Raw genomic sequence first — 25,920 nt, 5'->3', positions numbered from 1 at the left:
GCCCTAACGTCGGCCGCGGGCACGGGAATTCCGCGGCCGGCGCCGCGGGCACCGCCTGCCCTGCCTTTCCCCCCTCCCCTCACACGATTGGAGTCAGCCATGACGTCGACGACGGCGTTCGCCGTGCACCGCGACGGCCGGGCCGCGACCGCCGGGGACCTGGCGCCGCTCGCCTTCGCCGGGTACGCGCACTTCACCGCCGCGCAGGTGCGCGGCGGTCGGATCCGCGGCCTCGACCTCCACCTGGAGCGGCTGCGATCGGCGTCCCTGGAGCTGTTCGGCAGGGCGCTGCCCGACGCGACGGTCCGCTCCCACCTGCGGGCCGCCCTGGACGCGGGGCCCGCCGACGTCTCACTGACCGCCACCGTGTACTCCCCGGCGGGCGAGTTCACCGCCGCCGACCCCGACGTGGCGCCCGCGCTGCTGGTCCGCACCGGGCCCCCGGCGCACGGCCCGGCCGGTCCGTTGGCGCTGGACACGGTGGTGCACGAGCGCTTCCAGCCGGGGATCAAGCACGTGGGCGAGCCGGCCAAGACGTCCCTGCTGCGTCGGGCCGTCGCGCGGGGCTTCGACGACGCCGTGTTCCTCGACCGGCGGGGCCGGATCAGTGAGGCGACCATCTGGAACCTGGCCTTCTGGGACGGCACGTCGGTGGTGTGGCCGGCGGCGGACGTGCTCCACGGCACCACCATGGGCGTCCTGCGGCGGGCCCTGGACCGACTCGGCGTCCCCCAGCGCCGCCGGGAGGTCACCCCCGCCGACCTGCCCGAACTGGCCGGGGCGGTCGTCATGAACTCGTGGACGCCGGGGGTCCCGGTCCACCGGATCGGCACCACGGAGCTGCCCGAGGCCCCGTCCTTCGTGGCGCTGCTGCACCGCGCGTACGCCTCCGAACCCCTCACGGCACCCTGACGTCCGCCCCGACCGCCGGACCAGGCGCCGGAGCGGTCGCGCCGGCTCGGACGCGCCGACGGCGCCCCGGCGCGCGCGCCGGGGCGGTACGGATGCGTGCCGGGGGCGCGCGGGAACGGCACGTACCGGTGGCCGTACATCCATCCGGGCGACCGTGGCGCGGAAACGCGGACGGCGACGGGCCGCGGGTGGCAGCCTCACCGACTGACCAGCCGCCGCGCGGGCGGCGTCCGGAGAGGAGTTCCCCAGGTGACAGGCAGCAGCATGCGGGTCGGTGGACGGCGGGTCGCGGCCGTCCTGGCCATGGGCGGCGGGCTCATGCTCGGACCGGTGGTACCGGTCCAGGCGGACGCGCCCGACGGGCTGGGGCTGTCGGCACGCACCACCGCCGCCGACCGCCTCGCGGAGCCGGTGTCCGCCGCCGTGGGAGCTGCGGAGGGCCTCACCACCCTCACCCCGCCGACCGGCGGCACCGCCTGACGTACCGGCGGCGACCACCCACCGGTACCGGGGAGAGCCGGGCCCCGGTCGGCGGACCGGGTCCCGCTGGACCCCGCCGGCGGACCGGGCGACGGCAACGGGCCGGCAACCGCCGTGATGGGCCGCCACACGCGGCGGGGGCAGGGGCGACCCGTCAGCCGAGGTCGGCGAGGAGGCGGCGCGCCTGCTCGGCGGCGTACGGATGGCCGGATTCGGCGGCGGTGCCGAGCGCCGTGCGCGCCCCTTCGCGGTCGCCGTGCGCCGCCAGCAGCAGACCGAGGTCGAGGGCGGCGCGCGGGGCGACGTCCCGGTGGCCGAAGTCCACGGCTCGCTGGTAGGCGGCCCGGGCCCCGTCGACGTCGCCCTGCTCCTTCAGCAGGAAGCCGAGGTTCGCCGCGGCCAGGGGGCCCGCCTCGGGGTGGCCGGAGTCGATCGCCCGCCGGTACGCCGCCCGCGCTTCCTCGGGGCGCCCCTGCCGCTTGAGGACGTAGCCGAGCGCGAAGGCCGCGCCCGGCGCCTCCTCGGGGTGGCCGGAGTCCACCGCCGTGCGCAGCGCCTCCCGGGCGGCGTCCATGTCGCCGAGCTCGACGAGCAGATTGCCCAGCAGGGCGGCGGCCCGTGGGGCCGCGTCGGCGTGGCCGGAGTCGACGGCCGCGCGGTAGGCCGCCCGCGCGCCCTCGGTGTCGCCGAGCCTGCGAAGGAGGGAGCCCAGGTTGGCGCCGGCCAGCGGGGCGGCGTCCGGGTGGCCGGAGTCGACGGCCGTACGGCAGGCGGCGACGGCCCCCTCCGGGTCCCCGTGGGCCGCCAGGAGGGCGCCGAGGTTGGTCGCCGCCATGGCCGCGGGGCCGGCGCACCCGGAGTCGAGGGCCTGCCGGTAGGCGGCCCGGGCGCCCTCGACGTCCCCGGCCTTCTCCAGCCACATGCCGTGGCTCAGCGCGTAACCGGCCGCGCGGTACGCGTCGCCGCCTTCGTCCATGTCCCCCGCGTGTCCTTCCCGGTCGTTCCGCGTGCCGCCGACCGCGTGGCTCCTTTGGGCCGGACCGCGAGCGGGCGGACCGGGAGCCGGCGGGCGGTGATCATCCTGCCATGGAGCCGTTCGACGGCCACGGCGCGTCATCGAACACCGAACCGCCCGCCCGGGGGCGCGGCCCGTGACCGCGACGACCGATGGAGCCGTCCTCGTCCCTGCGCCGAACCCTCGCCACCTCCGCCACCGCGCTGGCGGCGCTCGCCGTGGTCGCCGTGCCCGCCTCGGCGGAGGCGTCCGTGATCCAGGTGTGCGGGGTCAGGTCCAACGCCGTGCGGTGGTGCGGCAACGACGCCCCGACCTCGATCCGCAACCACCAGGACCGGACGGACAGCTGGCAGATGGACACGCTGCGCACCACCTACAGCTGGTTCGACTGCTGGACGCGGGGCTCCCTGCACGCGGGCGGCAACCACACCTGGTACAGGACCACCGGTGACGACCGCGGAGCCTCCGGTTTCGTTCCCGCCTCGGCGGTGCACACCCCGTCTTCGCTCGACGCCGACCCGTCCGCGCACGGCCTGCGTCGCTGCTGACCCCCATACCGAAGGCAACCTGCCCGGCACGCCTTCGAGTTGAGCCGTCCGACCCACGCGTTTCGGACTTCGCGAGATTTCCGCGGAGTGCCGGGAACTCCCTCCGGTTCTCCCCCGACTCCTGAGATGGGGCCGTCATCCGGCGGCCCGGGCAGATGGGGGAGGGCCGAGGGTGTCAGAGCACCGTGCCGGTTCGGAAGCGCCGGGTCACATACCGGAACCCGGCGATCGCTGGCTCCTGGTGGCCGTGGCGGGCATGCTGTCGTTCGTGGCGATGCTCGACATGAACATCGTCAACATCGCCCTGGCGGCGATCTCCGAGAGCCTGGACGTGTCGGCCGCGACAGCGCAGTGGGCCGTCCTCGGCTACCAACTGCCGGTGGTGGCGCTGCTGCTGCCCGTCGGGCGGTGGCTCGACGGCGTCGGCACGCGGTCCGCGCTGCTCGTGTCGGCCGGCGGGTTCGCGCTGTGCAGCGCGCTGGCGGCCCTCGCCCCCTGGGCGTCCTGGCTGATCGCCGCGCGCATCGCCCAAGGGGCCTTCGGCGCGGTGCTGTTCGTGCTCATGCCGGTGCTGGCCATCCGGTCCGTACGGCCCGAGGCGCGCGGTCGGGCCATGAGCGTCCCGGCGACGCTCGGCCCGCTGGGCGCGGTGACCGGGCCGGCGGTGGGCGGGTTGCTCCTCGACCACCTGGGCTGGCGGGCGGTGTTCCTCGTCAAGATCCCGTTCTGCCTGCTCGCGCTCTTCGTGGCGTGGCGGGCCATGCCGAAGGACGGGCGGCTGCGCGCGCTCGACCGCAGGGCGCTCGCCGACACGGTCCTGGTCGCCTCCGGTGTGACGTTCCTGCTGCTGTCCCTGACCCTCGCCTACGACGACCGGGCGTGGCTGCTGCTCGCCCTGGCCGCGCTGCCGCCGCTGTGGTGGTGGGCGCGCGGCCCGAGCGGCCGCCCGGTGACCGCGGCGATCAGCGCGTCCCGCTCCTACCCGGCGCACGGCGCCGTCCTGGCGCTCGCGGCCGCGTTCGCCGCCATGCACTACGTCACCGCGCTGCACCTCCAACGGGACAGCGGCTTCAGCGCCACCGCGACGGGTGTGGCCCTGCTGGCGTTCCCGCTCGGCATGGGCGTGGCCGGGCCCGTCGGCGGACGCCTCGCGGACCGCTACGGCGCCCGTCCCGTGGCGGTCGTCGGCGCCTGCCTCACCGCCGTCGGGCTCCTCCTCCTCGTCCCCTTGGGCGACGGCTGGTCCCTGCCGGACATGGCGTGGCGGCTGGCGCTCGCGGGTGTCGGCATGGGGCTCAACGGCGGTCCGACGCAGGCGCTCGTCATGAGCTCCGCCCCCCGGGAGCGGACCGCCACCATCGCCTCGACGATGCAGCTCTCCCGCAGCGCCGGCTTCACCGTCGGGCCGGCCCTGGCCACCGCGGCGTGGGGCCTGGGGGGCGCCGACGGCGGCGTCCGCGCGGGGCTGGTGCTGGCCGCCGTCGCCGCGTGCGTCGCCGTCCCCTTGATCTCCGTCCGGGGCGGCCGGTCCGCCTCGTCGACCGAGCCGGGGGCCGGACCGAAGGCGGGCCCCGAGACCGACCCGGCGTCCGGCGCCGCGCCCGCCGCGCGCCCCTGAACGCCTGACCCCGACCCGACCGACCGACCACTGAGCCGCCGCCCCGGCCGACGGCCGACGGCCCATGACCCCACGACGTCCCGACCACCGACGTCCGGACACCCCGTCCCGACGTCCCGTCCCGATGTCCCGATCCGGCCCGTACCGCAGAACGTCCCCCGAACCAGGAGTCACCCCCCATGTGCGGAATCACCGGCTACGTCTCCTTCCACGGCGACGCCCGACGCGAGAAGCCCGTCATCGACGCCATGACCGCCACCCTCACCCCTCGCGGCCCCGACGCCGGCGGGGTGTGGGTCGGCGAGCACGCCGCCATCGGACACCGCCGCCTGGCCGTCATCGACCTCACCGGCGGCGTCCAGCCGATGCTGGACCGGCCGCAGGACCCGACCACCGTCCTCACCTACAGCGGTGAGGTGTACAACCACCACGAACTCCGGGCGGAGCTGCGCGGCCTCGGCCACGCCTTCCACACCCGCAGCGACACCGAGGTGGTGCTCCGCGCCTACGCCCAGTGGGGCGAGGGGATGGCGGACCACCTGGAGGGCATGTTCGCCTTCGGCATCTGGGACGAGCGCCGGCAGCGGCTGGTGCTGGTGCGCGACCGGCTCGGCGTCAAGCCGCTGTTCTGGGCCGCCGTCGACGGGGGCCTGGCCTTCGGGTCCGAGCCCAAGGCCCTCTTCGCCCACCCGGAGATCCGGCCCCGTGTCGACGCGGACGGCCTGCGGGAGGCGTACAGCCTGCTGTTCAACACCGGTCCGACCGTGTGGTCCGGCGTCCGGGAGGTCGAGCCGGGCGGGGTGCTCGTCCTGGACCGGGACGGCGTCCGCGAGCGCCGCTACTGGGAGCTGCGGGCCCGCCCGCACGGCGACGACCAGGACGCCACCGTCGAGCGGGTGCGCGAGCTGGTCGGCGCGGCCGCCCGCAGCCAGCTGGAGGCCGACGTCCCCCTGTGCAGCCTGATGTCCGGCGGCCTGGACTCCACCGTCCTCACCGGCCTCCTCGCCGACGAGCTGCGCCGGCGCGAGGGCGAGGACGCCCGCATCCGCTCGTACGCGGTCGACTACAGCGACCAGGCGCAGGAGTTCACCGGCGACGTGCTGCGCACCGGGCACGACACCCCGTTCGCCAACGAGGCGGGCGAGTTCATCGGGACCGACCACAGCACCGTCATCCTCGACCCGCGCGCCCTCCTCGACCCCGAGCACCGCAAGGCCGTCGTCGTGGCCCGGGACTCGCCGATCGGCGTGGGCGACATGGACACCTCGCTGTACCTGCTCTTCGGCGAGATCCGCAAGCACTCGACCGTGGCCCTCTCCGGCGAGGCGGCCGACGAGGTCTTCGGCGGCTACCCGTGGTTCCACAACCCGAAGGCGCTCGCCGCGGAGACCTTCCCCTGGCTGCTGGTCACCGGGGACGAGGCCGCGATGCCGATGAACCCCGAACTCCGCCTGGGTCTCACCGAGTTCCGTGAGAACACCTACCGCGCCGCCCTGGACGCCGTCCCCCACCTCGACGACGAGACGCCGGCCGAGCACCGCCAGCGCGTCATGCAGCACGTGTCGCTCACGCGGTGGCTGCGCCAGCTCCTGCACCGCAAGGACCGGCTGAGCATGGCGCAGGGGCTGGAGGTGCGCGTCCCGTACTGCGACCACCGCCTCGTGGAGTACGCGTTCACCACCCCCTGGTCGCTGAAGAGCTTCGACGGCCGGGAGAAGAGCCTGCTCAGGGCGGCGGGCGCCGGGTACGCGCCGGACTCGGTGCTGTACCGGCCGAAGAACCACTACCCGGCCACCCACCACCCGGACTACAACCGCGGGCTGCAGGCCATGGCCCGCGACGCGATGTCCCTGGAGCAGGTGCGCACGCTGGCCGACGAGCGGCTCGTCAAGCCGTGCCTCGACACCCCGGCCGAGCAGTTGGAGTGGGGCCACCGCCTGCGCCTGGAGCGGGTCGTCGACCTCGCGCTGTGGCTGGACCACTACAAGCCCGAGCTCTCCCTCTGAGCGGTTCCCCGGTACCCGGCCGTGGCCGCGCCCTCCCTCCCCGGGGGCGGCCACGGCCGTGAGGAGCCCCGGCCCTCACCCGTCGGAGTGGTCGGCGGGGCGGCGGGGAACTCCCGTTCGACCTGGGACGTGGAGAGGGCGGAGGGCCCGTCGCGGCCCCCGGGAGACGACGGGACGGGGGCGGCGATGACCAGAGCCGAGGACGAGAAGGCAGCGGACGACGGTGGCGGGGGCACGGACGTCGCACACGGCGACAGCGGTACCGGACGGGACGGGGGCGGTACCGGAGGCGAGTCCGGCGGGGCGGCTGCGGACGCCCCGCCCGGCCGGCGGTGGCGGCGCGGGGGCGGGCCGCGGCGGCCGTGGTGGAGGGAACTGCCGGTCCTGATCGGTATCGCCCTTCTCCTCGCGTTCGGGATCAAGACGTTCGGGGTGCAGCCCTTCTCCATCCCGTCGGGGTCGATGGAGAACACCCTGCGGGAGGACGACCGGGTCCTGGTGGACAAGTTCACCCCGTGGTTCGGCTGGACCCCGCGGCGGGGGGAGGTCGTGGTGTTCCGCGATCCCGGCGGGTGGCTCCCGAAGGAGCCGGCGGAGGCGGACGGCGCCCTGATGCACGGGGTGCGCACGGCCCTGGGCTTCGTCGGGCTGACCGCCCCGCCGGACGAGCGGAACCTCATCAAGCGGGTGATGGCGGTGGCGGGTGACACCGTGACGTGCGAGCGCGGCCGGCCGCTCCGGGTCAACGGCGCCGCGCTCGACGAGCCGTACCTCCACCCGGGCGCCACGCCGTGTGACGACGCACCCGTCGGCACGGTCACCGTGCCCGCCGGGCAGCTGTGGGTGATGGGTGACCACCGCGACGACTCCCGGGACTCGCGCGCCCACGCGCACCAGCCGGGCGGTGGTTTCGTCCCCGTGGAGAACGTGGTGGGCCGGGCCTTCGCCGTCGCCTGGCCCGTCTCCCGCTGGGCGCCCCTCCCGATACCCGACACGTTCACCGGCCCGGACTCCCCACGCGGCTGACTCCGCGAGCGCTGACGCCCCGCCTGGCTGACGTCCTCTCAGGTGGACGCGGGCCGTGAGGTCCGCGCCGGGTGGGGCCGGCCGTCGGTCAGCCGTGCCGTTGCAGGTCGGCGCGCATCCGGACGAAGAGCTTCCCGGCCGCGGCGGGGGTGCTGCCGTGGAAGACGGCCACCGCGGCGGTGCCCTCGTCCGCCCAGCCGCAGACGACGTCGCCGTCCTCGCCGAGGGAGGCGAGCAGGCACTCGACGGAGCCGCCGGACGGGCCCGGGTCGACCGGTTCTGCGGTGGGCTGCCCCGGCTCCGGGTCCCGACGGATGTGCTCCAGCGCGCCCCTGAACAGGTGCTCGCGACGGACGGCGGTGTCCTCGGGCACGCCGTCGACTCCCTCGAAGAGGACGGGTGGGCCCTGCTCGCCGGGGGCGCGGTAGTGGCCGGCGACCAGCGTCATGCCGTCCCGCATCTCCCCCGGGTCGACGGGGACGTCGCGCAGGGCCCCCTCGCCGGTCAGCTTGTGCAGGCCGCCCGCCACACGCGCGTCGACGAGGGAGCGCCGGCCGTTTCCCGCCATGGGCGAGGAGGCGGAGGCCGCGGAGGGCGGGGGTGCCGTGGCGGGCGAGGAGTTCGCGGGAGGCCCCGGGGCGGGGGGTGTCGCGGCTGACGGGCGGCGGGGGGCGTCGCTCGCCGGACGCGGTTCGTCCTGGCAGCCCGTCAGCGCCAGCAGGGTCAGTACGGTGGCGGCCGCGGAGCATGCTCGCAGGACGCGCGTCCGGTTCATCTCGGTCCTCCCGGTGGTGGGGCCCGCCGAGGCGGCGGGCCCCACCAGGGACGCCGTCGGGAGCGGCGCGGTTGCGCGCCGGCCCCCGGCGCGTCCGCGTCAGGACCCGCGGCGCTTCTTGTGCAGGGAGTCGGGGCGGTGCACCGCGGTGCGGCCGGACTTCTCGCTCTCCACCTCGTACTGCGGGTCGTCCTTCGAGGCGTCGACGGTGCGGCCCGACGCCTCGGTGCGCTTGGTGATCTTCTTCTTGACCTTGCCGGGGACGGTCTGTCCGTGGCTGCGCCAGGTGACCTCGTCGCCCTTGCTCAGGTCGTCGTCCTTCGCCATGGGTCTTCCTTCCGCGGGTGCGCCGGCGCGGGCCCGCGCCGGGCCCGCGCTCCCCAGCTTCCGACGCTCCCTGGGCGCCCGCACCCCGGACGGCCGCGGCAGGGGCGGTCGGATCAGGCGGGCGCGGCAGGGTGTGGGCCCGTCACCGCCGCGAGGCGGAGTCGGGGCGTCCGGTGACCGCGGTGCGGCCCACCGCGGCGGCGAGCTTGCGCAGGCGCCGCCAGTCGAGCGGGGGCCGGGCCTCGGGGACCCCGGGCCGGTGACGCGGTACGCGCACCCGCAGCACGCCGGGCGCGGTGCGGCAGCGTACCGGCGAGGGCAGCACCAGGGCCTCCCCGTCGATGCCCACCTCGATCGAGGAGGCGGCGCCGGCCACCGGGCCGTCGCCGGGCGCGGCGCCGGGCGCGGGCCCCTCCCCGGCCGTGGGCTCCTGGCTCCCGGCGCGCACGACGACCTCCCGGGCGGTGGTCACCGTGATGCCGTTGGCCTGCGGGTCCAGCAGCAGTCCGGCGGCCGCGACGGGTCCGTCCACCCGCACACCGAGCACGCCGAGCGTCCCTGAGTCCAGGCGTTCGCGGCGGCCCAGGCCGAACGGGTCGTCCCGGCGGTAGGGGTTGTTGCTGACGAGGAGCGCCTGCGGGTCGGTCAGGAGGGTGTCGCCCGCGCGGGCGGTGAGCCGCTGGCCGCCCTGCCCGGCGAGCAGGTCGGGCAGCATGCCGAGGAGGGTGCCGACCTTGTCGTCGCGGTACGCGGGGCTCTGCACGACCGCCGCGTAGACGCCGAAGGAGACGTTGTTGACGAAGGGCCGTTCGCCGGCGAAGCCGAGATCGACGCGCAACTCGACGCCGTCGCGGAGCGCGTCCAGGGCGGCCGCCGGGTCGTCGCGGTCCAGGCCGAGGTCCATCGCGAAGTGGTTGCGGGTCCCCGCCGGGACGACCAGGAGCGGCACACCGTGCTCGGCGGCCACGCCCGCCACCAGCGCCTGAGTGCCGTCACCGCCCGCGACGCCCAGCAGGTCGGCTCCCTGTGTGACCGCTTCGCGCGCCGACGCGGCGACGTCGTGGTGCCGTTCGCGGTCGAGCAGCACGACGCGGGCCCCGAGCCGCTCGGCCACCGCCTGGAGCCCCAACCGCTCCACCTTGCCGCCGCCCGAGCGCGGGTTCATGAAGACGACGGGCCGGCGGGGCGGCGGTGTCCGGTGTTCCCGGACCCGGGGCGGTCGCAGGCCGGTGCTGCGCAGCGCGTACCGCCCGGCCCAGACGGCCAGCGACCACAGGGCGAGGCACACGACGACCGTCCGCAGCATGCCGGCCGCCGCGAACAGGCCGACGACGGCGAGCGGGGCGGCCACCGCGAGCGCCGCGGCGCCCGCGCGTACCGGCCCGCGCGTCGTCAGCGTCCACCAGACGGCGGCGGCCCCCACGGCGGTGGCGGCCGCCGCGCAGAGCAGCAGCAGGATCCCGCCGAGACCGCCCTGGAGCAGGGGCAGCAGCACCGCCGAAGCGGCGGCGGCCAGCGCGAGGCGCGCCGACCACCGCTGTGCGCGCCCGGCCCGCCCGTACGCGTCCCACCCGACGCTCATGCACCCTCCTCGTCACGGTCCCGGAACGTCGACCCGTGTGACGGGCGGACCGCCCGGTCGACTCGGGCCGGGCGCCGTGCCGGCCACTCAGTCGAGACAGAACTCGTTGCCTTCGACGTCCTGCATCACGAGGCAGGACTCGTTGACGCCGTCGGCACGCAGCAGGCGCACGCGCACCGCGCCGAGCGCGACCAGCCGGGCGCATTCGGCCTCCAGCGCGGCCACGCGCTCCTCCCCCACGAGCCCGGTGCCGACCCGCACGTCGAGGTGCACCCGGTTCTTGACGACCTTGCCTTCGGGAACGCGCTGGAAGAACAGTCGCGGGCCCACGCCCGAGGGATCGGCGCAGGAGGCGAACGCGGGACCCCGGTACCCGGCGGGCAGGGCGCGGTCGAAGTCGTCCCACGTGGCGAACCCCTCGGGTGGGGGCGGTGCGGTGTACCCCAGCACCTCGGCCCAGAAACGAGCGACCCGCTCCGGTTCCGCGCAGTCGAAGGTGACTTGGAAGTGCTTGATCGACGCCATCGGCCCATCATAGGAGCGGGCGCCTGCGCCGACTCCACGAGCCCGCCCCGTCAGCCGGCGGCGGCCCATGGCCCGCCGCCCGCCCGCCGCCGGGCGTCCCGGCCACCCGGATGCCGTACGGCCGCACCGCCGGCCCCTTCCGGAACGGGGTTGATCTGGCCTTTCGAGGAAACCCGGGTGACGCGGGCACACCGCTGCCCGACCCGAGCAAGAGGAGGCGACATGGGTGACGACCAGATGGCGGACGACGTCTACCAGCCCACCGGTACCAACGAGGAGCAGGAGGACGGTGCGCCGCTCGACCTCCAGGACGCTGTGGACGAGCGGACGTACGACGACATCCTGGACGAGGGCTACTCGCCCCCGGAGCGGCCGCTCGGCGTCACCAAGCACGGCACCACGGCGGCCGAGCAGCACGAGGGCGAGACGCTGGACCAGCGCCTGGAGCAGGAGGTCCCCGACGTGGCGCCGCAGCCCGGCGACGGGGTGGGGGACCTGCCGGGGGGCGAGGGCGAGCCGGTCGACCCGGAGGCGGGCGGAGCGCGCGCCGGCAGGCTCACGGCACCCGACGAGGGTGCCCGCACGGACACCACCAAGGAGCTCGTCGCGGAGGACCAGGGCATCGACGGGGGCGCCGCCGGCGCCGAGGAGGCCGCGATGCACGTCGTGGAGGACGGTCCGGCCGTGGAGCCGGACGACGGCCGGACCCGCTGACGGACCGACGGACCGCGCACCGGCCGGTACGCGCGGAGCGTGAGCGCGTACGCCTGACGCCCGGGGCCGCCACGCACGGGGAGTGCGTGGCGGCCCCGGGCGCGTGCCCGGGCCGCCGTTGTGCTCAGGTCGTGTCGCGCGTGCCCTCACTCAGGTCGTCGTGGCGCGCGCGGCGGCCGTGCTCAGCGGAGCGGCCGTGCTCGGCGGACGCGGCGCGTCGCGCGGGTGAGGGTCCAGGCGGCGGCCAGGCAGGCCAGTGCCGCCGCGGCCCTCCTGCCGGCAGGGGAGCCGACGCCCGCGGGCAGCAGGTCCCTCGCCCGGTCGAAGGCGCTCAGCGGTACGCCGAGGAGCGCGTTGCCCGGGGGCCTGCGCGGTACGGCGGGGTGCGGGCGGGTGGGGGCGGTGCGGCGAACGGTCTCCCAGGCCGAGCCCAGTCGGCGCAGCCGGGCCCGGTCGAGGTGCTCCTGCAGGCGGGGCAGGAGGAGGTCCTCCTCGTCCCGGATGTCCTGGCGGATCAGGGCGAACGCCTCGGCGGCGAGCTCGTCGTGGCGCGGGTCGTCGGCGCCGATCCGCTCCATCTCGGTGACGAGGTCGTTGATCCGCTGGTGCTCGTCCTCCACCCGTGCGGTCAGCGCCTCGCCGTCGGGGGCGAGGCGGCGCAGCGCGGGCCACAGGACGGTCTCCTCGGCGAAGGCGTGGCTGAAGGTGAGTTGGACGAGGTCGCGCAGGACGCGCTGCCGCTCGGCGGGCGGTCCCCCGCCCGACTCGTACCGACGCATCAGCTGTTCGAGAGCGGCGTGGTCCCGGCGCTGTCGCGCCAGGACGCTGGCCTCGCCTCCCAGTTGCTCGACGCTCTGCCGCGCGATCGACGGATTCACGGACGGGTCACCTCGGTCATCGTGTGTCGGGGTGGGTACGGCGGGTCAGGGCGACACCCAGGGCGATCATGCCGAGGCCGAGCACCAGGTGCAGCCAGTTGTCGGCGTTGTTCACCGGGATGAAGTTGGCGCTGCTGTCGTGGTCGATGATCAGCCCGTACAGCCACAGCACCAGGTAGACCACCCCTCCGCCGATGAGGTACGTGCGGGCGGTGGAGGCGGCGCGGGCCATGGCGATGCCGGCGACGCCGAACAGCAGGTGCACGATGTTGTGCAGGATCGACACCTGGAAGACGCCCAGCAGCTTCGCCGTGGAGTCGTGCTCGGCGAACTTGAGCGAGTCGTAGTCCGTGGTGACGCCGGGGATGAACCCCAGGATGCCGACCAGCAGGAACACGGCTCCCACCAGGAGCGCGGCCTGCTGGACGCGGGAGCGAGCCGTCATCGGCGCACGGTGCGTAGCCATCATGATCGAACCACCTCTCTACCGGGGCCCCGCGGGGTCGCGGCGCCGCCCGGCGTACAGGTCACCTCGCCGATTACCCACGGCGGACGCGGCTAGGCCGCCTGCCCCCGCGCGGATTCCGCTTCCGCCTCCGCCGGCCGTGCCGGCGCCGCTCGCCGGGGCGCTTCGGGTCCTTCCGCGGGGCGGGTTCGCGCCCGGTACGGCGAACCGGTGGCAGTTCGTACCGATGGCTCGGCCAGATGCGGGTACGCGGAGGTGGAACGCAACCCAATCCATTCCATTTCGGGAGGATTCATGAGCGGCTTCGAAGAGCCAGGGCGCCGTGAGGACAGTGCGCCCCGCGCGGCAGCGCGTACGGCGCAGGACAAGGCGGTCGAGAGCGCCGGGATGGTCGGCGACAAGGCCGCGGAGGTGGCCGGCACCGCGAAGGAACAGGCTGCCGGTGTCGCTCACGAGGCCACGGCGCAGGCGCGCGATGTCGTCGGTGAACTGCGGGACCAGCTCCAGGAGCAGGCGAACACGCAGACGCGGCGGCTCGCCGAGAACGTGCGCCGGCTCGCGGACGAGTTGCGCGAGATGAGCGACCACGGCAAGCCCGACTCGGGCGTCGGCGGCGTGGTGCGGCAGATATCCGACGGCGGGCACCAAGTCGCCTCCCGTCTGGAGGAGCGCGGCCCCGACGGGCTCGTCACCGACCTGCGGGACTTCGCCCGGCGCCGGCCGGGGGTGTTCCTCGCCGGAGCGGCGCTGGCCGGCTTCGTCGTCGCGCGTGCCGGCAAGGGCGTCAGCGCCGCCGGTTCGCCGGGCTCCGGTTCGTCCGGCTCCGGCGGGTCGCCGGGCACGTCCGGGCCGACGGGCACCACCGGGTCGTCCGGGGTCGTGCAGGAGATGCCGCCCGCCTACCCGCCGGCGCCGGCCGGCGGCGGCGGCCTGGGGACGCCGGCCGCGTCGCCGCCGGTACCGCCCACGCCGACCACTCCCGCCCCGCCGCCCGTGGCCCCGCCCGTCGTGCCCCCGGCACCGCCGTCCTCCCCGAGCACGCCGTACCCGGGTGAGGGGGGCCTGCGATGACCGCGCTGTACGAGCACGACGACCGGTTGCGCGTCCGCGACCTCCAGCCGCCGCCGGCCACCGCGGGCGACACCTCGATCGGCGACCTGATCAGCGACATCAGCGCTGACGTGTCGCAGCTGGTGCGCGACGAGATCGAGCTGGCGAAGGCCGAGATCAAGGAGGAGTCCACCAAGGCCGGCAAGGCCATGGGCATGCTCGGCGGCGCCGGCTACGCGGGCCACCTCGTGCTGCTGATGGGCAGTCTCACGCTGGTCTTCGCCCTGGGCAACGTGATGGACCTGGCGTGGGCCGCCCTGATCGTCACCGCGCTGTGGGCCGTGGTGGGAGCGGTGCTGTACACCACCGGCCGCAAGCGGCTGCGCACCGTCAACCTCAAGCCCGAGCAGACCATGGAGAGCCTTAAGGAGGACGCCCGATGGGCGCGACACCCCAGGAACTGAGGACCGACGTCGAGTACCGCCGGGCCCACCTGGCCCGCAGCGTGGACCTGCTGGCCGACAAGGTGACCCCGGGCAGGGTCGTACGGCGCAAGGCGGGCTCGGCCCGCGACCGGTTCACCGGAGTGAAGGAGCGTGTGATGGGCACGACCCGCGACACCGCCGGCGGCATGGCGGAGTCCGCACACGGGATCGCCGACAGCGCCGGCCAGACGGCGGGCAGCGTCGCGCGGTCCGTGCAGGAGACGACGAGCCGGGCGGGCGAAGCGATCCAGCAGGCCCCCGAGCAGGCCCGGCGGCAGACGCAGGGCAGCCCGCTCGCCGCGGGTCTCATCGCCTTCGGCGCCGGCATGCTCGCCGCGGCGCTCCTGCCGACCACGAGCGCCGAGGAACGCGCCGGGCAGCAGCTGCGCGACCACTCCGACGAGCTGCTGGGGCCGGTGAAGCAGCAGGCCGTGCAGGCCGCCCAGGAGGTCAAGGAGGAGCTGCGCGAGCCCGTCACTCAGGCCGTGGAGTCCGTGAAGTCGACGGCGCAGGACGCCGTGGGCACCACCAAGGAGCAGGCGCAGACGGCCGGGCAGGACACCGCCCAGGGGCTGCGCCAGGCGGGCCAGGACACGGTCGCCGAGGTACGCGACCAGTCGGGGCGCTGATCGCGTCACGGGGACCGACCGCGTCACGGGGAAGGGTGCGGTGCCGGCGGGTGACCCCCGGCACCGCACCCTTCCGCTCGCTCGGGCCCCCTCCCCCGGATCGTCTCCGGGGGAGGGGGCCCGCGTCCTTCCCGGGGAGGGGTTCGCGCCCCGGGGCAGCGGGCTCGACGGCGTCCCGCGGGAACGCCCCGGGTCGGGGCCGCCGGCCCCCGGACCGGCCGTGGCCGTCGGGCCGCCCGCTCCGGGTCAGCCCTGCCGCGTCGCCCCGTCCACGGTGTCGTCGTGGACCGGCTCCGCGGGTCGCGACGCGCGCCGGCGGGCGGCGGACGCGCCGAGGACGACGCCCACGGCGAGCACGAGCAGGCCCCGCGCCCACACCTCGCCCTCGATGCGGGTGGCGAGGACGACGCACGAGAGGGCGCCGAGGACGGGGAGGACGGCGGGCGCCCGGAAGTGGCCCGGTGTGCCGGGGTCGCGGCGCAGGACCAGGACGGCGGTGTTCACCAGGAAGAAGACCACCAGCAGGAGCAGCACCAGCGTGGAGGCGAGGGTGGCGACGCCGCCCGTGAGCGCCAGCAGCATCGACAGGGCGGTGGTGACCGCGATGGCCACCCACGGCGTGCGCCGGCCGGGCAGGACCCTGCCGAGCGCGGAGGGCAGCAGCCCGTCCCGGGCCATGCCGTACGCGAGGCGCGAGGACATGATCCCGGTGAGCAGCGCGCCGTTGGCGACGGCGACCAGGGCGATGGCGCTGAACAGCCACACCGGTACGCCGCCCGCCGCCCTGACCACTTCGAGCAGGGGGCCGCTGGACGTCGCCAGCGTGTCGGTCGGCACGGCGGCCGAGGCGGCGACCCCGACCAGGACGTACACGGCACCGGCCGTGGCGAGCGCGCCGAAGAGGGCGCGCGGGTAGGAGCGGCGGGGGTCGCGGGTCTCCTCGGCGACGTTGACGGACGTCTCGAAGCCGACGAAGGAGTAGTAGGCGAGGACCGCGCCGCTCAGCACGGACGCCACCGCGCCCTGCCCGCCCGCGCCGAGCCGGGTGAGCCGGCCCGGGTCGCCGTCGCCGCGCAGCAGGAGCCACGCGCCGAGGACGACGATGATCGCCAGCCCGCCCACCTCGATGAGCGTGGCGACGACGTTGGCGCGGGTGGACTCGCGGATGCCGCGGGCGTTGAGCAGGGCGAGGGCGGCCAGGAACAGTACGGCGACGACCGCGACGGGCACGGTGGCGAAGGCGGAGAGGTAGTCGCCGGCGAATCCCCGGGCGAGCGCCGCGACGGAGACGATCCCCGCGGCGAGCATGCAGAACCCGGCGACGAAGCCGGCGAAGGGCCCGTAGGCGCGGGTGACGTAGTGGGACGCGCCGCCCGCCCTCGGGTACTTGGTCGCGAGTTCGGCGTACGAGGCGGCGGTGAGCAGGGCCAGGCCCAGGGCGGCGGCGAGCGGCACCCAGACGGCGCCGCCCGAGTCGGCGGCCACCTGGCCGATCAGGACGTAGACCCCGGCGCCGAGGACGTCACCCAGGATGAAGAAGTAGAGCAGGGGGGTGGTCAGGGCGCGTTCGAGCGGCTGCCCGTGGTCATGGGTGGTGGACATGGGTGCCGTGTTCCCCGGAGCCACTCCCGCCACGCGGGTCACGGACCGCCGTCTCGACCGGCCCCGATCCCGGCCCCGGTCAGGGGCGCAGGGCCCGGCGTACGGACATGCCGTGGTGGTGGCGCAGCCGGTACACCTCCCAGCAGGACAGGGCCGTCACCGTGACCGGGGCGCCCAGGACGAACACCAGCCTGACGCCCGGCGGGATCCGGCTGTAGGCGCCGGTCGCCAGGTCGAGGACGGCCATCTCCCACACGAGCGTGGTGGCGAGGACCGGCGCGAGGAGTTCGTGGACGTCGGCGGTGCGGAAGACGTGGACGAGGGACAGCCCGATGCCGTACACGGCGAAGCCCAGCGACCACAGGCAGAGCACGCCCATGACGATCTTGCCCGGCAGGCCGACGGCGTCCCGGATGCCCTGGGTCTCGGGGGCCATGGCGAGGGGGAACGTGGCCATGGAGGCCATCAGGGCGAGGATCGCGCCGAGCGGGCGCAGGGCGCGCCGCAGGTAGACGCGGCGCGCACCGCCCCGGGCGGCGAACACGAACGCGGCGACCACGACGGGGAAGGTGCAGGCCAGGACGAGGGCGCTGGTCCAGCTCTGGTCCAGGCGGTCCCCGGCGACCTTGCCCGCGTCCTGCGCGCTGGTCACGGCGGAGTAGGTGAGCGTCAGGGCCAGCCAGGCGGTGGCGCCGAGGAGGGACCGCCACAGCTGGAGCCTGCGGACCGTTCGGTCCTCGACGATGCCCGGGCGGGAGGGGCGGAAGGCCCGCTGCGCGGCGTACAGCGGGTTGTAGACGAGCCGCGCGAGCCGCCCGGCCCGGCTGGACCGCGCCGGAGGGAGCGGCGGGTGGGGGTGCCCGTGCGGCGGGACCGGCGCGTACGGCCGCGGGTAGGGGGGCGGGTACGGGTGGCCGTGGCCCTGCGGTGGGACGGGCGGGACCGGTGGTGCCGGTGGATTGCCGGGCCACCCCCCGTACGGCCCGTCGCCGTTCGGTGGGCCCTGGTGGCCGGCCCCGCCGTAGCCGCTCGCGCTCATGTCCCGCCCCCGTCGTACCGCCCGATCGAATCTCCGCATGGTATCGGCGGGCGTCGGCGCGCCGTCCCGGTGCCGGCGGGCCCGCCCGCGCCCGTGTCCGCGCGGCGGCCGTACGCCGTCCCGGTGCCCGGCGCTCGTTGCGCACCGGCGAACGGGGGTACCCGACGCGGCGAGACGACGCGCGCCCGACGCGGCCGCGGCCCCGCCGGCGTTCCGGCCGCGGCCCGCGCGTCCCCCGGCTACCGCCCTGGAGGCAACGCATGAGCAGTACCAGGCACCGGCTCCTCGCCGCCACGGCCGTCACCGCCGGCACGGTGGCGCTGTGGCGCCGGGCGACCGCCCGGTCGGCGGAGCGGCCGGAAGGAGGTGACCGGTGGCTGACGGTCACCGTCAACCGGCCGCCCGACGAGATCGACCCGGACGACCCGCCCGAGCCCCTGCGGCGGTACGCGGACCGGATCGAGGTACGTACCCGCCCGGCCCCCGGCGGGCGGGGCACGGAGCTGGCCGCACGACCGCGCGGGGGCACGCCGCCCGCGGCCGCGTCGCCCCTGGCGAGGCTCGCCGGCGACGACCCGCGCCAGGACGTGCGCCGGGCGCTGCGCGACGCGAAGGCGCTGCTGGAGGCGGGTGAGGTGCTGGAGCCCGACGCGCCGCCCACCACGCGGGACACCCCGGGCGGACGCCTCGTCGGGCTGGTGACGCGCAGGTCGGGCGGGGAGGGAGTGCTGTGAAGGCGCTGTGCTGGGAAGGCGTGAACAAGCTGTCGGTGGAGCAGGTCCCGGACCCGGAGCTGCGCAACGACCAGGACATGATCGTCCGGCTCGTCGCAGGGACGACGTGCGGGTCGGACCTGCACCTCATCGGCGGGTACATCCCGGCGATGCGGGCCGGCGACGTCATCGGCCACGAGTTCGTCGGCGAGGTCGTGGAGACGGGGCCCGGGGTGCGGCGCCACAAGGTGGGCGACCGGGTCGTCGTCTGCTCGTTCGTCGGCTGCGGCCGGTGCTGGTACTGCGCCAACGACCTGTGGTCGCTGTGCGACAACACCAACACCAACCCCGGGATCGGACAGGCCATGTTCGGCTACGAGTCGGCCGGCATCTTCGGCTACTCGCACGCCATGGGCGGCCTGCGCGGCAGCCACGCCGAGTACGTGCGCGTCCCGTTCGCCGACTACGGGGCCTTCCCCGTACCCGACGCCGTCGACGACGTGAGCGCCCTGTTCGTGTCGGACTCCGTGCCCACCGGGTGGATGGGCGCCCACCTCGGCGGGGTGAAGCCGGGTGACGTGGTGGCGGTGTGGGGGTGCGGCGCCGTCGGGCAGATGGCGGCCAAGGCGGCGGCCCTGCTGGGCGCCGAACGCGTCATCTCCATCGACCGCTTCCCCGAGCGGCTGGCCATGGCGGAGCGGTACGTCGGCGCGGAGACGATCGACTACTCCTCCACCGACGTCGCCGCGGAGCTGCGCGAGCGCACCGGCGGCCGCGGCCCGGACGTGTGCATCGAGGCGGTCGGCATGGAGGCCCACAGCACCGGGCCGATGCACGTGTACGACCAGGCGAAGCAGCAGCTGCGGCTCCAGACCGACCGGCCCACCGCCGTCCGGGAGGCGATCCACGCCTGCCGGAAGGCGGGGACCGTTTTCGTCCTCGGCGTGTTCGCGGGCGCGGTCGACAAGTTCCCGCTCGGCGCGGTCGTCAACAAGGGGCTCACCGTGCGGGGCGCGCAGATGCACGGCCAGCGGTACATCCCGATGCTGCTGGACCGCTTGGCCGCCGGGGAGCTGGAGACGGCGCACCTGGCCACGCACACCGTGTCGCTCGATGAGGCGCCGACGGCGTACGACCTGTTCAAGAAGAAGACCGACGGCTGCGTCCGCGCCGTCATCCGCCCGTGAGGCGCCGTCGGAAGGCGCCCGTACGACCAGAGGAGTCCGTCGTGAACCAGCCTGAGAAGTCGCGGGACGAGAAGGCGGCGCCCCGGGAGCGGGTCCCCGGTGAGGAGGGCGTCACCCCGGAGGAGGAGCGGCTCGGGGAGCCCGCCCGGGAGCGGGACGCAAGCGCGGCACGGGAGGCCGGCGCCCCGACCGAGGGCGCTCCGGAGGACCTGGACGTGGGCCCCTCGGCGTGACGCACGCACACACACGGCCCGGCCCGGCCCGCCCGAAGCGGACCGGGCCGGGCCGTGTGCGGCGTGCTCAGCGCGGGAGCCGGCCGGCCGGGACGGGTACCTCCCCGGCGGGGTCCGGGCGCAGGAGGCCGTCGGGGTCGGGGCCCAGGCCGAGCATGGCGAGCGCCGCCGCGGTGGTGAGGCGGTGCCAGGCGGCGGCGTCGCCCAGCATGGCGTGCCCGCCACGGGGCATCGAGACGCCGACCGCGTGGGCGCCGGCCTCCCGTGACCGGCGCACCAGCTCCCAGGAGCCGCGGGCGGCGGTGACGCGGTCCCGTTCGTCGTGGAGGACGACGACGTGCCGTCCGCGCAGGTGGGCCACCGGTTCGCCGGGCGGGCACCAGGGGGCGAGGGCGACGACGCCCCGCACGTGCCGGTCGCCCGCCAGGCGCAGCGCGGCCCGGCCCCCCATGGAGTGCCCGACGAGCACGACGGGTACCGGGCCGGCGTGCCGGTGCAGCTCGGCCAGGGCGCGGCGGGCGTCGTGCAGGGCGTCCTCGCGGGAGCCGTTCCAGCCGCGGTGGCGGTAGCGCACGCCGGCGACGGCCACGGCGTCCCCGCGCGTGGCGCGCAGGACGGCCGAGGCGAAGGGGCGCAGGCGCAGGGCGGGCGGGTCGAGCGGGCGCGGCGCGTCGAGCGCGTCGGCCCGCCCGCCGTGCAGGAACAGCACCGCCGCGGCCGCGTCCCTCGGCGCGCGCCGGACCACGAGCCGCCCTTCGCCGCCGTCACCGGTCGGCGCGCCGTCCGCCATGGGTCCTCCCGCCGTCGTCGCTCCCCGTCCGGGCGGACCCTACCGGGGCCGCCGGTGCCCACCCGTCCCGGGGGTGCCGCCCCCCCCGTACCGGCGGCCGGGCGGGAGGTCGGGCGGGGTCCGGGTGCGGACGGCGCCCCGCCCCGGGCGCACGGGGCGCGGTGTGTACGGAGCGGGCGCTTACGCCGCTACGGACCGGGCGGACAACGGGGTGGCGCAAGGGGGCGAGGGGCGAGGCGGGGGCCAGGAGCAGGCGCAGACGACGGGCGCGGGAGGCGATTTCCAGCCGGAACGGCGTGATCCAGGGCATACCGCGCGGGACCGGTTGTTGTTACTTTGGGCGACTTGCCTGACGGAGCCAGCCGTCACCATCCCTCCCCCTCGCCCCCTCTCCACTCCCCTCCCCCGCCGTCACCGCACACGCGCCGCCACCGATCCCCAGGGAGACCCATGCGCCGCCCGATACACCCCGTACGGCCCGCCGCCTGGACCGGCGGTGCGCTCGCCGTGGGCCTCGGCGGTCTGTACGCCGCCGGCCTGCTCCTCACCGGCGGCGAGATCGACGCCGGGACCACGATCGGCGGGGTGGAGGTCGGGGGGCTCACCCGGGCGGAGGCCGTCCGCAAGGTGGAGGCCCACCTCGCGGCACCCGCCGCACGCCCCCTGGACGTGCGGGTCGGCGACCGCGACGCCGTGGTGGACCCGCGCCGGGCCGGCCTCTCCTTCGACGTGCCCCGCTCCGTCGACCGGGTCGCGCGCTCCGGCGCCGATCCGGTCGCGGTGATCGGCGGGCTCTTCCGCACGGGCCGGCAGGTCGACCCGGTGGTGCGGGTCGACGAGGACGAGGCCCGCGGGGCCCTGACCGCCCTGGCCGGCTCGCTGGACCGGACGGTGCGCGACGGCGCGGTGGTCTTCGCCGACGGGAAGGCCCGGGAGGTCCCCGCCCGTACCGGGTACGCCCTGGACGTCGACGCCGCGCTCGCCCCGCTGCGGGACGCGTTCCCCGCGGAGAAGGCCGGACCGGCGACGGTGCTGCCGAGCCGGCGGACCGACCCGAAGGTGACCGCGGAGGAGACCCGGCGCGGGATGCGCGAGTTCGCCCGCCCGGCCATGTCGGGGCCGGTCACGCTGACCCTGGGCGGTGAGCGCGTCACGATCAGCCCGACCGTCGTCGGGGCGCACCTGGAGATGCGGCCGGACCCCGCCGGCCGGCTGGTCCCCCGGCTCGACGGCAAGGGGCTGCTGGCCGCCCCGGAGGTGGCCCGCCCGCTCTCCGCCGTCACCGGCCCCGCCGAGAACGCCGTCCTGCGGCTGGAGGGCGAGCGGGTCGTCGTGGCCGCAGACGCCAAGGTCGGCCGGCGGGTGACGCCCGGGGCGCTGAGCGGGGCGGTCCTGCCCCTGCTGTCCCGGTCGGGCGCCGAGGCCCGTACCGGGGAGCTGCCGGCGCAGGTCACGCAGCCGGCGGTGACCCGCGAGAACGCCTCCCGCCTGGGCCTGAAGGAGGAGATGTCCTCCTTCACCGTGGGCTTCGAACGGGCGGCGTACCGCACGAAGAACATCGGCCGGGCCGTGGAACTCATCGACGGCTCGGTGGTGCTGCCGGGCGAGACGTGGAGCCTCAACCGGACCGTCGGCGAGCGCACCGAGGCCAACGGCTTCACGGAGGGCGTCATCATCCTCGACGGCAAGTACACCAAGGCGGCCGGGGGCGGCGTCTCCACGGTGGCCACCACCGTCTTCAACGCGGTGTTCTTCGCCGGGCTGGACCCCGTCGAGTACGGCGCGCACTCGTTCTACATCGAGCGCTACCCGGAGGGCCGCGAGGCGACGGTCGCGTGGGGCCACCTCGACCTCCGGTTCCGCAACGACTCCGGGCACGCGATGGCCATCCGCGCCCAGGCCACGGACACCTCCGTGACCGTCACCTTCCTCGGGACGAGGAAGTACGACGAGGTGACGGCGGTGAAGGGGCCGCGCACCCGTGTGCAGCAGCCGGCGAAGAAGGTCGGCACCGGTGAGGCGTGCGTGCCGCAGACCCCGCTGGAGGGCTTCGACGTGACCGTGGACCGGGTGTTCCACCGGGGTGGCCGGGAGGTCGGGCGCGAGCCGTTCCACACGCGTTACACCCCGCGGGACGAGGTCGTCTGCCGGCCGGCGGAGGACCGGCCGGCACCGAGCACCACGCCCCCGGCGCCCCGGGGCCGCTGACGCGGGGCCGGCGGCACCGGCCCGCGACGCCGCCCCGGGGACGGGGACGGGAGCGACGACGGGAGCGGCACCCCCGGCGTGGGCCGGGGGTGCCGCGTGGGGGGTGGTGTGTCCGCCCGTCAGCCGGTGAAGCCGGCGGTGATGGCGGTGAACTCCCAGTTCGGGCGGTCCCGGTTGACCGACCAGAAGGCCAGGCGGCCGATGTCGTGGGCGTTCGCCCAGTCCCGGATCCGGGTCCAGATCAGCGGCGTGGTGATCTCACCGGTGTCGCTGCTGCCGTTCATGCCGGAGATGCCGATGTGTGCGTACGCCTGCGCGTCGGTCCAGCCGAAGACGGACGTGAGCTTGTTCTTCAGGCCCTCGGTGGCCTTGACGGTGCTGCCGTACATGTCGGCGCCGCCGCCGAAGTTGAACGGCATGATGGTGAAGTTGTCGATGTCCGCGTCGAGGGCGTGGGCCCGCTCGATGAGGCGGTCGCCCCAGGAGTTGGGGCCGCTGACCAGGGTGGGGAAGGTGAGGATCGTCCGCAGGCCGGGGTTGTTCCGCTTGACGATCCTCAGCGCGGTGAGGATGCGGTCCTGGACCGCGGCATTCTCGAACTCGTCGGTGTTCTCGATGTCGACGTCGATCGCCTTCAGGCCGTAGGCGTCGATCACCTTCTGGTAGGCGCCGGCCAGGGCCTCGGGGGTGGAGCAGTTGGGGCCGAGCTTGTTGCCGCTCCAGCCGCCGATGGACGGGACGATGTCGCCGCCGGCCGCGCGGATCGCCTTGATGGTGGACTCGTCGATACCGCCGGTGAGGGGGCGCTGGCTGTCCCAGGCCGGGTTGCAGCCGTTCCGGGCGAGGATGAACGCCATGGTGAACCACTTGGTGCCGGTGGCCTTCATCACCTCGGTGGCGTCGGGCGGGTTGCCCCAGCCGAGGTAGAGGTACGGGGCGGCCTGGACGAAGCGGCTGCCGCCGGTGCCGCCGGTGGTGGTGACGGTCCTCGTGCCGCCGGCGGGGCCGACCTGGCCGGCGGTGTCGCGGGCGCGGACGCTGTAGGCGTACGTGGTGCCGGGCGTGAGGCCGGTGTCGGTGTACGCGGTGGCGGCGACCGTGGCGACCCTGGTGGCCCCGCGGTAGACGTCGTAGTCCTTGACGCCCTTGTCGTCGGTGGCGGCCGTCCAGGTGAGGCTCACCGCGGTGTCGGTGACGGTTCCCGCGGTGGGGGTGCCGGGTGCGGACGGCGGGGAGTCGTCCGGGGCGCCGGAGCCGTCGCAGGGGGCGCCGTTGAGCGTGCAGCCGGTGGCGGTGGCGCCGCCGCCGCCGCTGCCGTTGAAGCCGAAGGAGACGGCGGCGCCGGGGGCGAGGGTGCCGTTGTAGGAGGTGTTGCGCGCCGTCCAGCGGGTGCCGGAGCCGGTGACGGCGGCGTCCCAGGCGGAGGTGACGGTGGTGCCGGCGGGGAAGTCCCAGGAGACCGTCCAGCCGTTGACGGCGGTGGTCCCGGTGTTCCTGACGGTCCACTGCCCGGTGAAACCGCCGCCCCAGTCCTGGGTCATGCGGTAGGTCGCCTGCGCGTCGGCGGCTTGCGCCGGCGCGGCCAGGCCGACCATGGCGGCGAGCGGGAGGACCAGGCAGGCGAGCAGCGCCGTGGCCCGTGTCCACGGACTTCTGACGGTGGGGGATCTCAAGGCGTCTCCCTCGAGTGTCGGTTGCGGGGGGCGGGCGGCGCGCCCGCGCGTGCGGCCGTCCGTCGTTCGAGGCATGCGGGGACCTGCTTGGCCGTGCCATGACACTCACACGCCATGGAGGCTATTGGTATGAACCAATCCGGTCAATAGGTCTGGACCAATTCCGGGGGCGGGGGCCCGGGGAGCCGGCTGTCCGCCGCCGTCGCGACGGCGGCGCTCCCCGCCGACCCACCCGGGCAGGCGCCCGGGGCCCCGCCGCGCACCTGACCTGACACGCCGCCGCTCACCGGCCCGAGGGGGCGGCCGGGCGGCGGGCGGCCGGACCCAGCGCGCCGGGCCCCGGGCGCCGGACGCCGGCGCCGCGTGGGGAGGAGCGGCCGGATGCCGCTCAGCCGGCGCCGTCCTGAGCCGACGGCCACGCCCAGTGCAGGCCGTGGACCCCGGGGGTGCACTTGGCGGGGTACAGGTGGGCGGTCCGCGACGCGTCGACGACGAGCCGGGTGACCTGCTCCCTCGGCGCGTCGGTGCGGCGCCGGTAGTACTTGTGGCAGGACGCCGGAACCGCCCCCGGGGCGAAGGAGACGTGGAGCAGGTACTCGCGCAGGTTCGTACGCACCCGGCGTTCGTAGAAGGAACTGGCGGCGGGGCCGGACCGGAAGTCCACCTCGTAGCGGACGACGGCGGTCTCGCCCCGCCTCAGCGGGCGGCCCAGCAGGATGTCCGCGACGACGCACCGCAGGGACTCCTCCGTCCGCACCGCGCCGAGGCTGCCGCAGTGGACGGTGATGTCGACGTCCGGCGGCACGCCCTCGTCGACCTGGTGCACCAGGGTCAACCGGTCGGGGCCGTCGCAGACGGCGCGGAGCACCTGCGTCACCGACAGGTGGCGGACGCAGCGGTCCTCGGCCACCCGCACCGCCTCGTGGACGGAGACGGGGGCGATGTCCCGGTTGAAGAGCGCGAACGCGTCGCCGAGGGCTCGTTCCACCTCGGAGCCGGGGGCGAACACGCGGCGCGAGACGGCGACGTCCTGCCCCCTGGTGCGCGCCCTCCCCCGGGGCCGGTGGGGTTGCAGCAGTCCGACGAGATGGCCGTGCGGTACGGCCAGGATCTCCTCCAGCTTCCGCACCGCCCGCAGGGACTGCGGGCGTTCCGGCAGGCTCCGCCCGCGCTGCCAGTGGCTGAGCGTGGCGGGGCTGATCCGTATGCCGCGCTCGGCGAGCCGGTCGCACACGCGTTGCAGCGGCAGGCCGCGCCGGCGGATGGCTTGCCGGAGCGCCGCGTCGAAGGTTGCCGGGGCTTCGGGGGGATCGTCGGCGGAGAGGTGCGGCATGTGACCTTCACGAGCGGGGCCGTGGTGGCGGGGGGGGGGTGAGCGGGTGCGGTGCGGGTGCGGTGCGGGTGCGGGTCGTACGGGGTCGCGCCGCGGCCCGCCGGGG

The 25,920-nt window shown here is 75.8% G+C and carries 26 protein-coding genes; 14 read left to right on the top strand and 12 right to left on the bottom strand.

Going from position 1 to position 25,920, the window contains the following annotated elements; translation table 11 throughout:
- Positions 1–99 precede the first annotated feature (99 nt).
- Together LPA54_RS18765 and LPA54_RS18760 are read left to right on the top strand one after the other, a co-directional pair.
- Complete coding sequence (locus tag LPA54_RS18765) at positions 100–912, top strand: aminotransferase class IV family protein (protein WP_228979226.1); 813 nt, start codon at positions 100–102, stop codon at positions 910–912.
- A gap of 249 nt (positions 913–1,161) precedes the next feature.
- On the top strand, positions 1,162–1,392 hold the full coding sequence (locus LPA54_RS18760; RefSeq protein WP_228979224.1) for a hypothetical protein: 231 nt from the start codon (positions 1,162–1,164) through the stop codon (positions 1,390–1,392).
- Between the two features lie 154 nt (positions 1,393–1,546).
- Here LPA54_RS18760 and LPA54_RS18755 read toward each other — a convergent pair whose 3' ends face one another.
- The gene (locus tag LPA54_RS18755; RefSeq protein ID WP_228979223.1) at positions 1,547–2,368 is read right to left on the bottom strand and encodes a tetratricopeptide repeat protein; all 822 of its coding nucleotides are present in this window, start codon (positions 2,366–2,368) and stop codon (positions 1,547–1,549) included.
- Between the two features lie 191 nt (positions 2,369–2,559).
- On the opposite strand from LPA54_RS18755, the gene LPA54_RS18750 reads away from it, so the two are divergent.
- From LPA54_RS18750 to lepB, 4 genes are all read left to right on the top strand, one after another.
- A complete protein-coding gene (locus LPA54_RS18750) occupies positions 2,560–2,955 on the top strand; it encodes a hypothetical protein (protein ID WP_228979221.1) in 396 nt (131 codons plus the stop codon).
- A 172-nt stretch (positions 2,956–3,127) separates the two neighbouring features.
- Positions 3,128–4,573, top strand: coding sequence for an MFS transporter (locus LPA54_RS18745; RefSeq protein ID WP_228979219.1), 1,446 nt, complete (start codon positions 3,128–3,130; stop codon positions 4,571–4,573).
- Positions 4,574–4,752: 179 nt separating this feature from the next.
- Positions 4,753–6,579 carry an asparagine synthase (glutamine-hydrolyzing) gene (gene asnB / locus LPA54_RS18740; protein WP_228979218.1) on the top strand — a complete coding sequence of 609 codons (1,827 nt, stop codon included), beginning with the start codon at positions 4,753–4,755 and terminating at the stop codon, positions 6,577–6,579.
- Positions 6,580–6,765: 186 nt separating this feature from the next.
- A complete protein-coding gene (lepB, locus tag LPA54_RS18735; protein WP_228979216.1) occupies positions 6,766–7,605 on the top strand; it encodes a signal peptidase I in 840 nt (279 codons plus the stop codon).
- Positions 7,606–7,693: 88 nt separating this feature from the next.
- Here the strand turns inward: lepB and LPA54_RS18730 are convergent, their stop codons facing one another.
- The 4 genes from LPA54_RS18730 to LPA54_RS18715 form a co-directional block, all read right to left on the bottom strand.
- Complete coding sequence (locus LPA54_RS18730; protein ID WP_228979213.1) at positions 7,694–8,380, bottom strand: hypothetical protein; 687 nt, start codon at positions 8,378–8,380, stop codon at positions 7,694–7,696.
- Between the two features lie 99 nt (positions 8,381–8,479).
- On the bottom strand, positions 8,480–8,707 hold the full coding sequence (locus tag LPA54_RS18725; RefSeq protein ID WP_228979211.1) for a DUF2945 domain-containing protein: 228 nt from the start codon (positions 8,705–8,707) through the stop codon (positions 8,480–8,482).
- 142 nt (positions 8,708–8,849) lie between these two features.
- Positions 8,850–10,289, bottom strand: a complete 1,440-nt coding sequence (locus tag LPA54_RS18720; protein WP_228979209.1) for a diacylglycerol kinase family protein — start codon at positions 10,287–10,289, stop codon at positions 8,850–8,852.
- A gap of 87 nt (positions 10,290–10,376) precedes the next feature.
- A complete protein-coding gene (locus tag LPA54_RS18715; RefSeq protein ID WP_228979207.1) occupies positions 10,377–10,814 on the bottom strand; it encodes a VOC family protein in 438 nt (145 codons plus the stop codon).
- A gap of 222 nt (positions 10,815–11,036) precedes the next feature.
- Between LPA54_RS18715 and LPA54_RS18710 the strand changes: the two genes are divergently transcribed.
- Complete coding sequence (locus LPA54_RS18710; RefSeq protein WP_228979205.1) at positions 11,037–11,528, top strand: DUF5709 domain-containing protein; 492 nt, start codon at positions 11,037–11,039, stop codon at positions 11,526–11,528.
- Positions 11,529–11,710: 182 nt separating this feature from the next.
- Here the strand turns inward: LPA54_RS18710 and LPA54_RS18705 are convergent, their stop codons facing one another.
- The gene (locus LPA54_RS18705) at positions 11,711–12,406 is read right to left on the bottom strand and encodes a hemerythrin domain-containing protein (RefSeq protein WP_228979203.1); all 696 of its coding nucleotides are present in this window, start codon (positions 12,404–12,406) and stop codon (positions 11,711–11,713) included.
- 16 nt (positions 12,407–12,422) lie between these two features.
- Positions 12,423–12,851 (bottom strand): DUF4383 domain-containing protein, encoded by a 429-nt coding sequence (locus LPA54_RS18700; protein ID WP_228979201.1) that lies wholly within the window; start codon positions 12,849–12,851, stop codon positions 12,423–12,425.
- A 315-nt stretch (positions 12,852–13,166) separates the two neighbouring features.
- Between LPA54_RS18700 and LPA54_RS18695 the strand changes: the two genes are divergently transcribed.
- The 3 genes from LPA54_RS18695 to LPA54_RS18685 are packed head-to-tail and all read left to right on the top strand — an operon-like array spanning position 13,167 to position 15,036.
- Positions 13,167–13,943 carry a hypothetical protein gene (locus LPA54_RS18695; RefSeq protein WP_228979198.1) on the top strand — a complete coding sequence of 259 codons (777 nt, stop codon included), beginning with the start codon at positions 13,167–13,169 and terminating at the stop codon, positions 13,941–13,943.
- On the top strand, positions 13,940–14,386 hold the full coding sequence (locus tag LPA54_RS18690) for a phage holin family protein (protein WP_228979195.1): 447 nt from the start codon (positions 13,940–13,942) through the stop codon (positions 14,384–14,386). The genes LPA54_RS18695 and LPA54_RS18690 overlap by 4 nt, the downstream gene beginning before the upstream one ends.
- A complete protein-coding gene (locus LPA54_RS18685) occupies positions 14,362–15,036 on the top strand; it encodes a DUF3618 domain-containing protein (protein WP_228979193.1) in 675 nt (224 codons plus the stop codon). Before LPA54_RS18690 ends, LPA54_RS18685 begins: the two co-directional genes overlap by 25 nt.
- Positions 15,037–15,282: 246 nt before the next feature.
- On the opposite strand, the gene LPA54_RS18680 is transcribed toward LPA54_RS18685, so the two are convergent.
- Positions 15,283–16,638 carry an APC family permease gene (locus LPA54_RS18680; RefSeq protein ID WP_228979191.1) on the bottom strand — a complete coding sequence of 452 codons (1,356 nt, stop codon included), beginning with the start codon at positions 16,636–16,638 and terminating at the stop codon, positions 15,283–15,285.
- Between the two features lie 79 nt (positions 16,639–16,717).
- The gene (locus tag LPA54_RS18675; RefSeq protein ID WP_228979189.1) at positions 16,718–17,677 is read right to left on the bottom strand and encodes a hypothetical protein; all 960 of its coding nucleotides are present in this window, start codon (positions 17,675–17,677) and stop codon (positions 16,718–16,720) included.
- Between the two features lie 260 nt (positions 17,678–17,937).
- Between LPA54_RS18675 and LPA54_RS18670 the strand changes: the two genes are divergently transcribed.
- The 3 genes from LPA54_RS18670 to LPA54_RS18660 are packed head-to-tail and all read left to right on the top strand — an operon-like array spanning position 17,938 to position 19,810.
- Complete coding sequence (locus LPA54_RS18670; protein ID WP_228979188.1) at positions 17,938–18,411, top strand: hypothetical protein; 474 nt, start codon at positions 17,938–17,940, stop codon at positions 18,409–18,411.
- Complete coding sequence (locus tag LPA54_RS18665) at positions 18,408–19,577, top strand: zinc-dependent alcohol dehydrogenase (protein WP_228979187.1); 1,170 nt, start codon at positions 18,408–18,410, stop codon at positions 19,575–19,577. The genes LPA54_RS18670 and LPA54_RS18665 overlap by 4 nt, the downstream gene beginning before the upstream one ends.
- A gap of 41 nt (positions 19,578–19,618) precedes the next feature.
- On the top strand, positions 19,619–19,810 hold the full coding sequence (locus tag LPA54_RS18660; protein WP_228979186.1) for a hypothetical protein: 192 nt from the start codon (positions 19,619–19,621) through the stop codon (positions 19,808–19,810).
- A gap of 67 nt (positions 19,811–19,877) precedes the next feature.
- On the opposite strand, the gene LPA54_RS18655 is transcribed toward LPA54_RS18660, so the two are convergent.
- Positions 19,878–20,600 (bottom strand): alpha/beta hydrolase, encoded by a 723-nt coding sequence (locus LPA54_RS18655; RefSeq protein WP_228979185.1) that lies wholly within the window; start codon positions 20,598–20,600, stop codon positions 19,878–19,880.
- Between the two features lie 450 nt (positions 20,601–21,050).
- On the opposite strand from LPA54_RS18655, the gene LPA54_RS18650 reads away from it, so the two are divergent.
- On the top strand, positions 21,051–22,808 hold the full coding sequence (locus LPA54_RS18650) for a VanW family protein (RefSeq protein ID WP_228979183.1): 1,758 nt from the start codon (positions 21,051–21,053) through the stop codon (positions 22,806–22,808).
- Between the two features lie 119 nt (positions 22,809–22,927).
- Here LPA54_RS18650 and LPA54_RS18645 read toward each other — a convergent pair whose 3' ends face one another.
- Entirely contained in the window at positions 22,928–24,481 is a 1,554-nt protein-coding gene (locus LPA54_RS18645; RefSeq protein ID WP_228979180.1) for a cellulose binding domain-containing protein, read from the bottom strand.
- Positions 24,482–24,869: 388 nt separating this feature from the next.
- Positions 24,870–25,814, bottom strand: a complete 945-nt coding sequence (locus LPA54_RS18640; protein ID WP_228979178.1) for a helix-turn-helix transcriptional regulator — start codon at positions 25,812–25,814, stop codon at positions 24,870–24,872.
- Positions 25,815–25,920 lie beyond the last annotated feature (106 nt).

Origin of the sequence: Streptomyces sp. DH12 (genome assembly GCF_020873895.1) — a bacterium.
Taxonomy (GTDB): Bacteria; Actinomycetota; Actinomycetes; order Streptomycetales; family Streptomycetaceae; genus Streptomyces.
The sequence above is the reverse complement of the archived record's forward strand: the minus strand, read 5'-3'. Positions and strand labels throughout refer to the sequence as shown.

Bases quoted from the DNA above. Each gene is read 5' to 3' on its own strand.
- LPA54_RS18765 (WP_228979226.1), top strand. From the start codon at position 100: ATGACGTCGACGACGGCGTTCGCCGTGCACCGCGACGGCCGGGCCGCG.
- LPA54_RS18755 (WP_228979223.1), bottom strand. From the start codon at position 2,368: ATGGACGAAGGCGGCGACGCGTACCGCGCGGCCGGTTACGCGCTGAGC.
- LPA54_RS18750 (WP_228979221.1), top strand. From the start codon at position 2,560: ATGGAGCCGTCCTCGTCCCTGCGCCGAACCCTCGCCACCTCCGCCACC.
- asnB (WP_228979218.1), top strand. From the start codon at position 4,753: ATGTGCGGAATCACCGGCTACGTCTCCTTCCACGGCGACGCCCGACGC.
- lepB (WP_228979216.1), top strand. From the start codon at position 6,766: ATGACCAGAGCCGAGGACGAGAAGGCAGCGGACGACGGTGGCGGGGGC.
- LPA54_RS18730 (WP_228979213.1), bottom strand. From the start codon at position 8,380: ATGAACCGGACGCGCGTCCTGCGAGCATGCTCCGCGGCCGCCACCGTA.
- LPA54_RS18725 (WP_228979211.1), bottom strand. From the start codon at position 8,707: ATGGCGAAGGACGACGACCTGAGCAAGGGCGACGAGGTCACCTGGCGC.
- LPA54_RS18720 (WP_228979209.1), bottom strand. From the start codon at position 10,289: ATGAGCGTCGGGTGGGACGCGTACGGGCGGGCCGGGCGCGCACAGCGG.
- LPA54_RS18715 (WP_228979207.1), bottom strand. From the start codon at position 10,814: ATGGCGTCGATCAAGCACTTCCAAGTCACCTTCGACTGCGCGGAACCG.
- LPA54_RS18710 (WP_228979205.1), top strand. From the start codon at position 11,037: ATGGGTGACGACCAGATGGCGGACGACGTCTACCAGCCCACCGGTACC.
- LPA54_RS18700 (WP_228979201.1), bottom strand. From the start codon at position 12,851: ATGACGGCTCGCTCCCGCGTCCAGCAGGCCGCGCTCCTGGTGGGAGCC.
- LPA54_RS18695 (WP_228979198.1), top strand. From the start codon at position 13,167: ATGAGCGGCTTCGAAGAGCCAGGGCGCCGTGAGGACAGTGCGCCCCGC.
- LPA54_RS18690 (WP_228979195.1), top strand. From the start codon at position 13,940: ATGACCGCGCTGTACGAGCACGACGACCGGTTGCGCGTCCGCGACCTC.
- LPA54_RS18685 (WP_228979193.1), top strand. From the start codon at position 14,362: ATGGGCGCGACACCCCAGGAACTGAGGACCGACGTCGAGTACCGCCGG.
- LPA54_RS18680 (WP_228979191.1), bottom strand. From the start codon at position 16,638: ATGTCCACCACCCATGACCACGGGCAGCCGCTCGAACGCGCCCTGACC.
- LPA54_RS18675 (WP_228979189.1), bottom strand. From the start codon at position 17,677: ATGAGCGCGAGCGGCTACGGCGGGGCCGGCCACCAGGGCCCACCGAAC.
- LPA54_RS18670 (WP_228979188.1), top strand. From the start codon at position 17,938: ATGAGCAGTACCAGGCACCGGCTCCTCGCCGCCACGGCCGTCACCGCC.
- LPA54_RS18655 (WP_228979185.1), bottom strand. From the start codon at position 20,600: ATGGCGGACGGCGCGCCGACCGGTGACGGCGGCGAAGGGCGGCTCGTG.
- LPA54_RS18650 (WP_228979183.1), top strand. From the start codon at position 21,051: ATGCGCCGCCCGATACACCCCGTACGGCCCGCCGCCTGGACCGGCGGT.
- LPA54_RS18640 (WP_228979178.1), bottom strand. From the start codon at position 25,814: ATGCCGCACCTCTCCGCCGACGATCCCCCCGAAGCCCCGGCAACCTTC.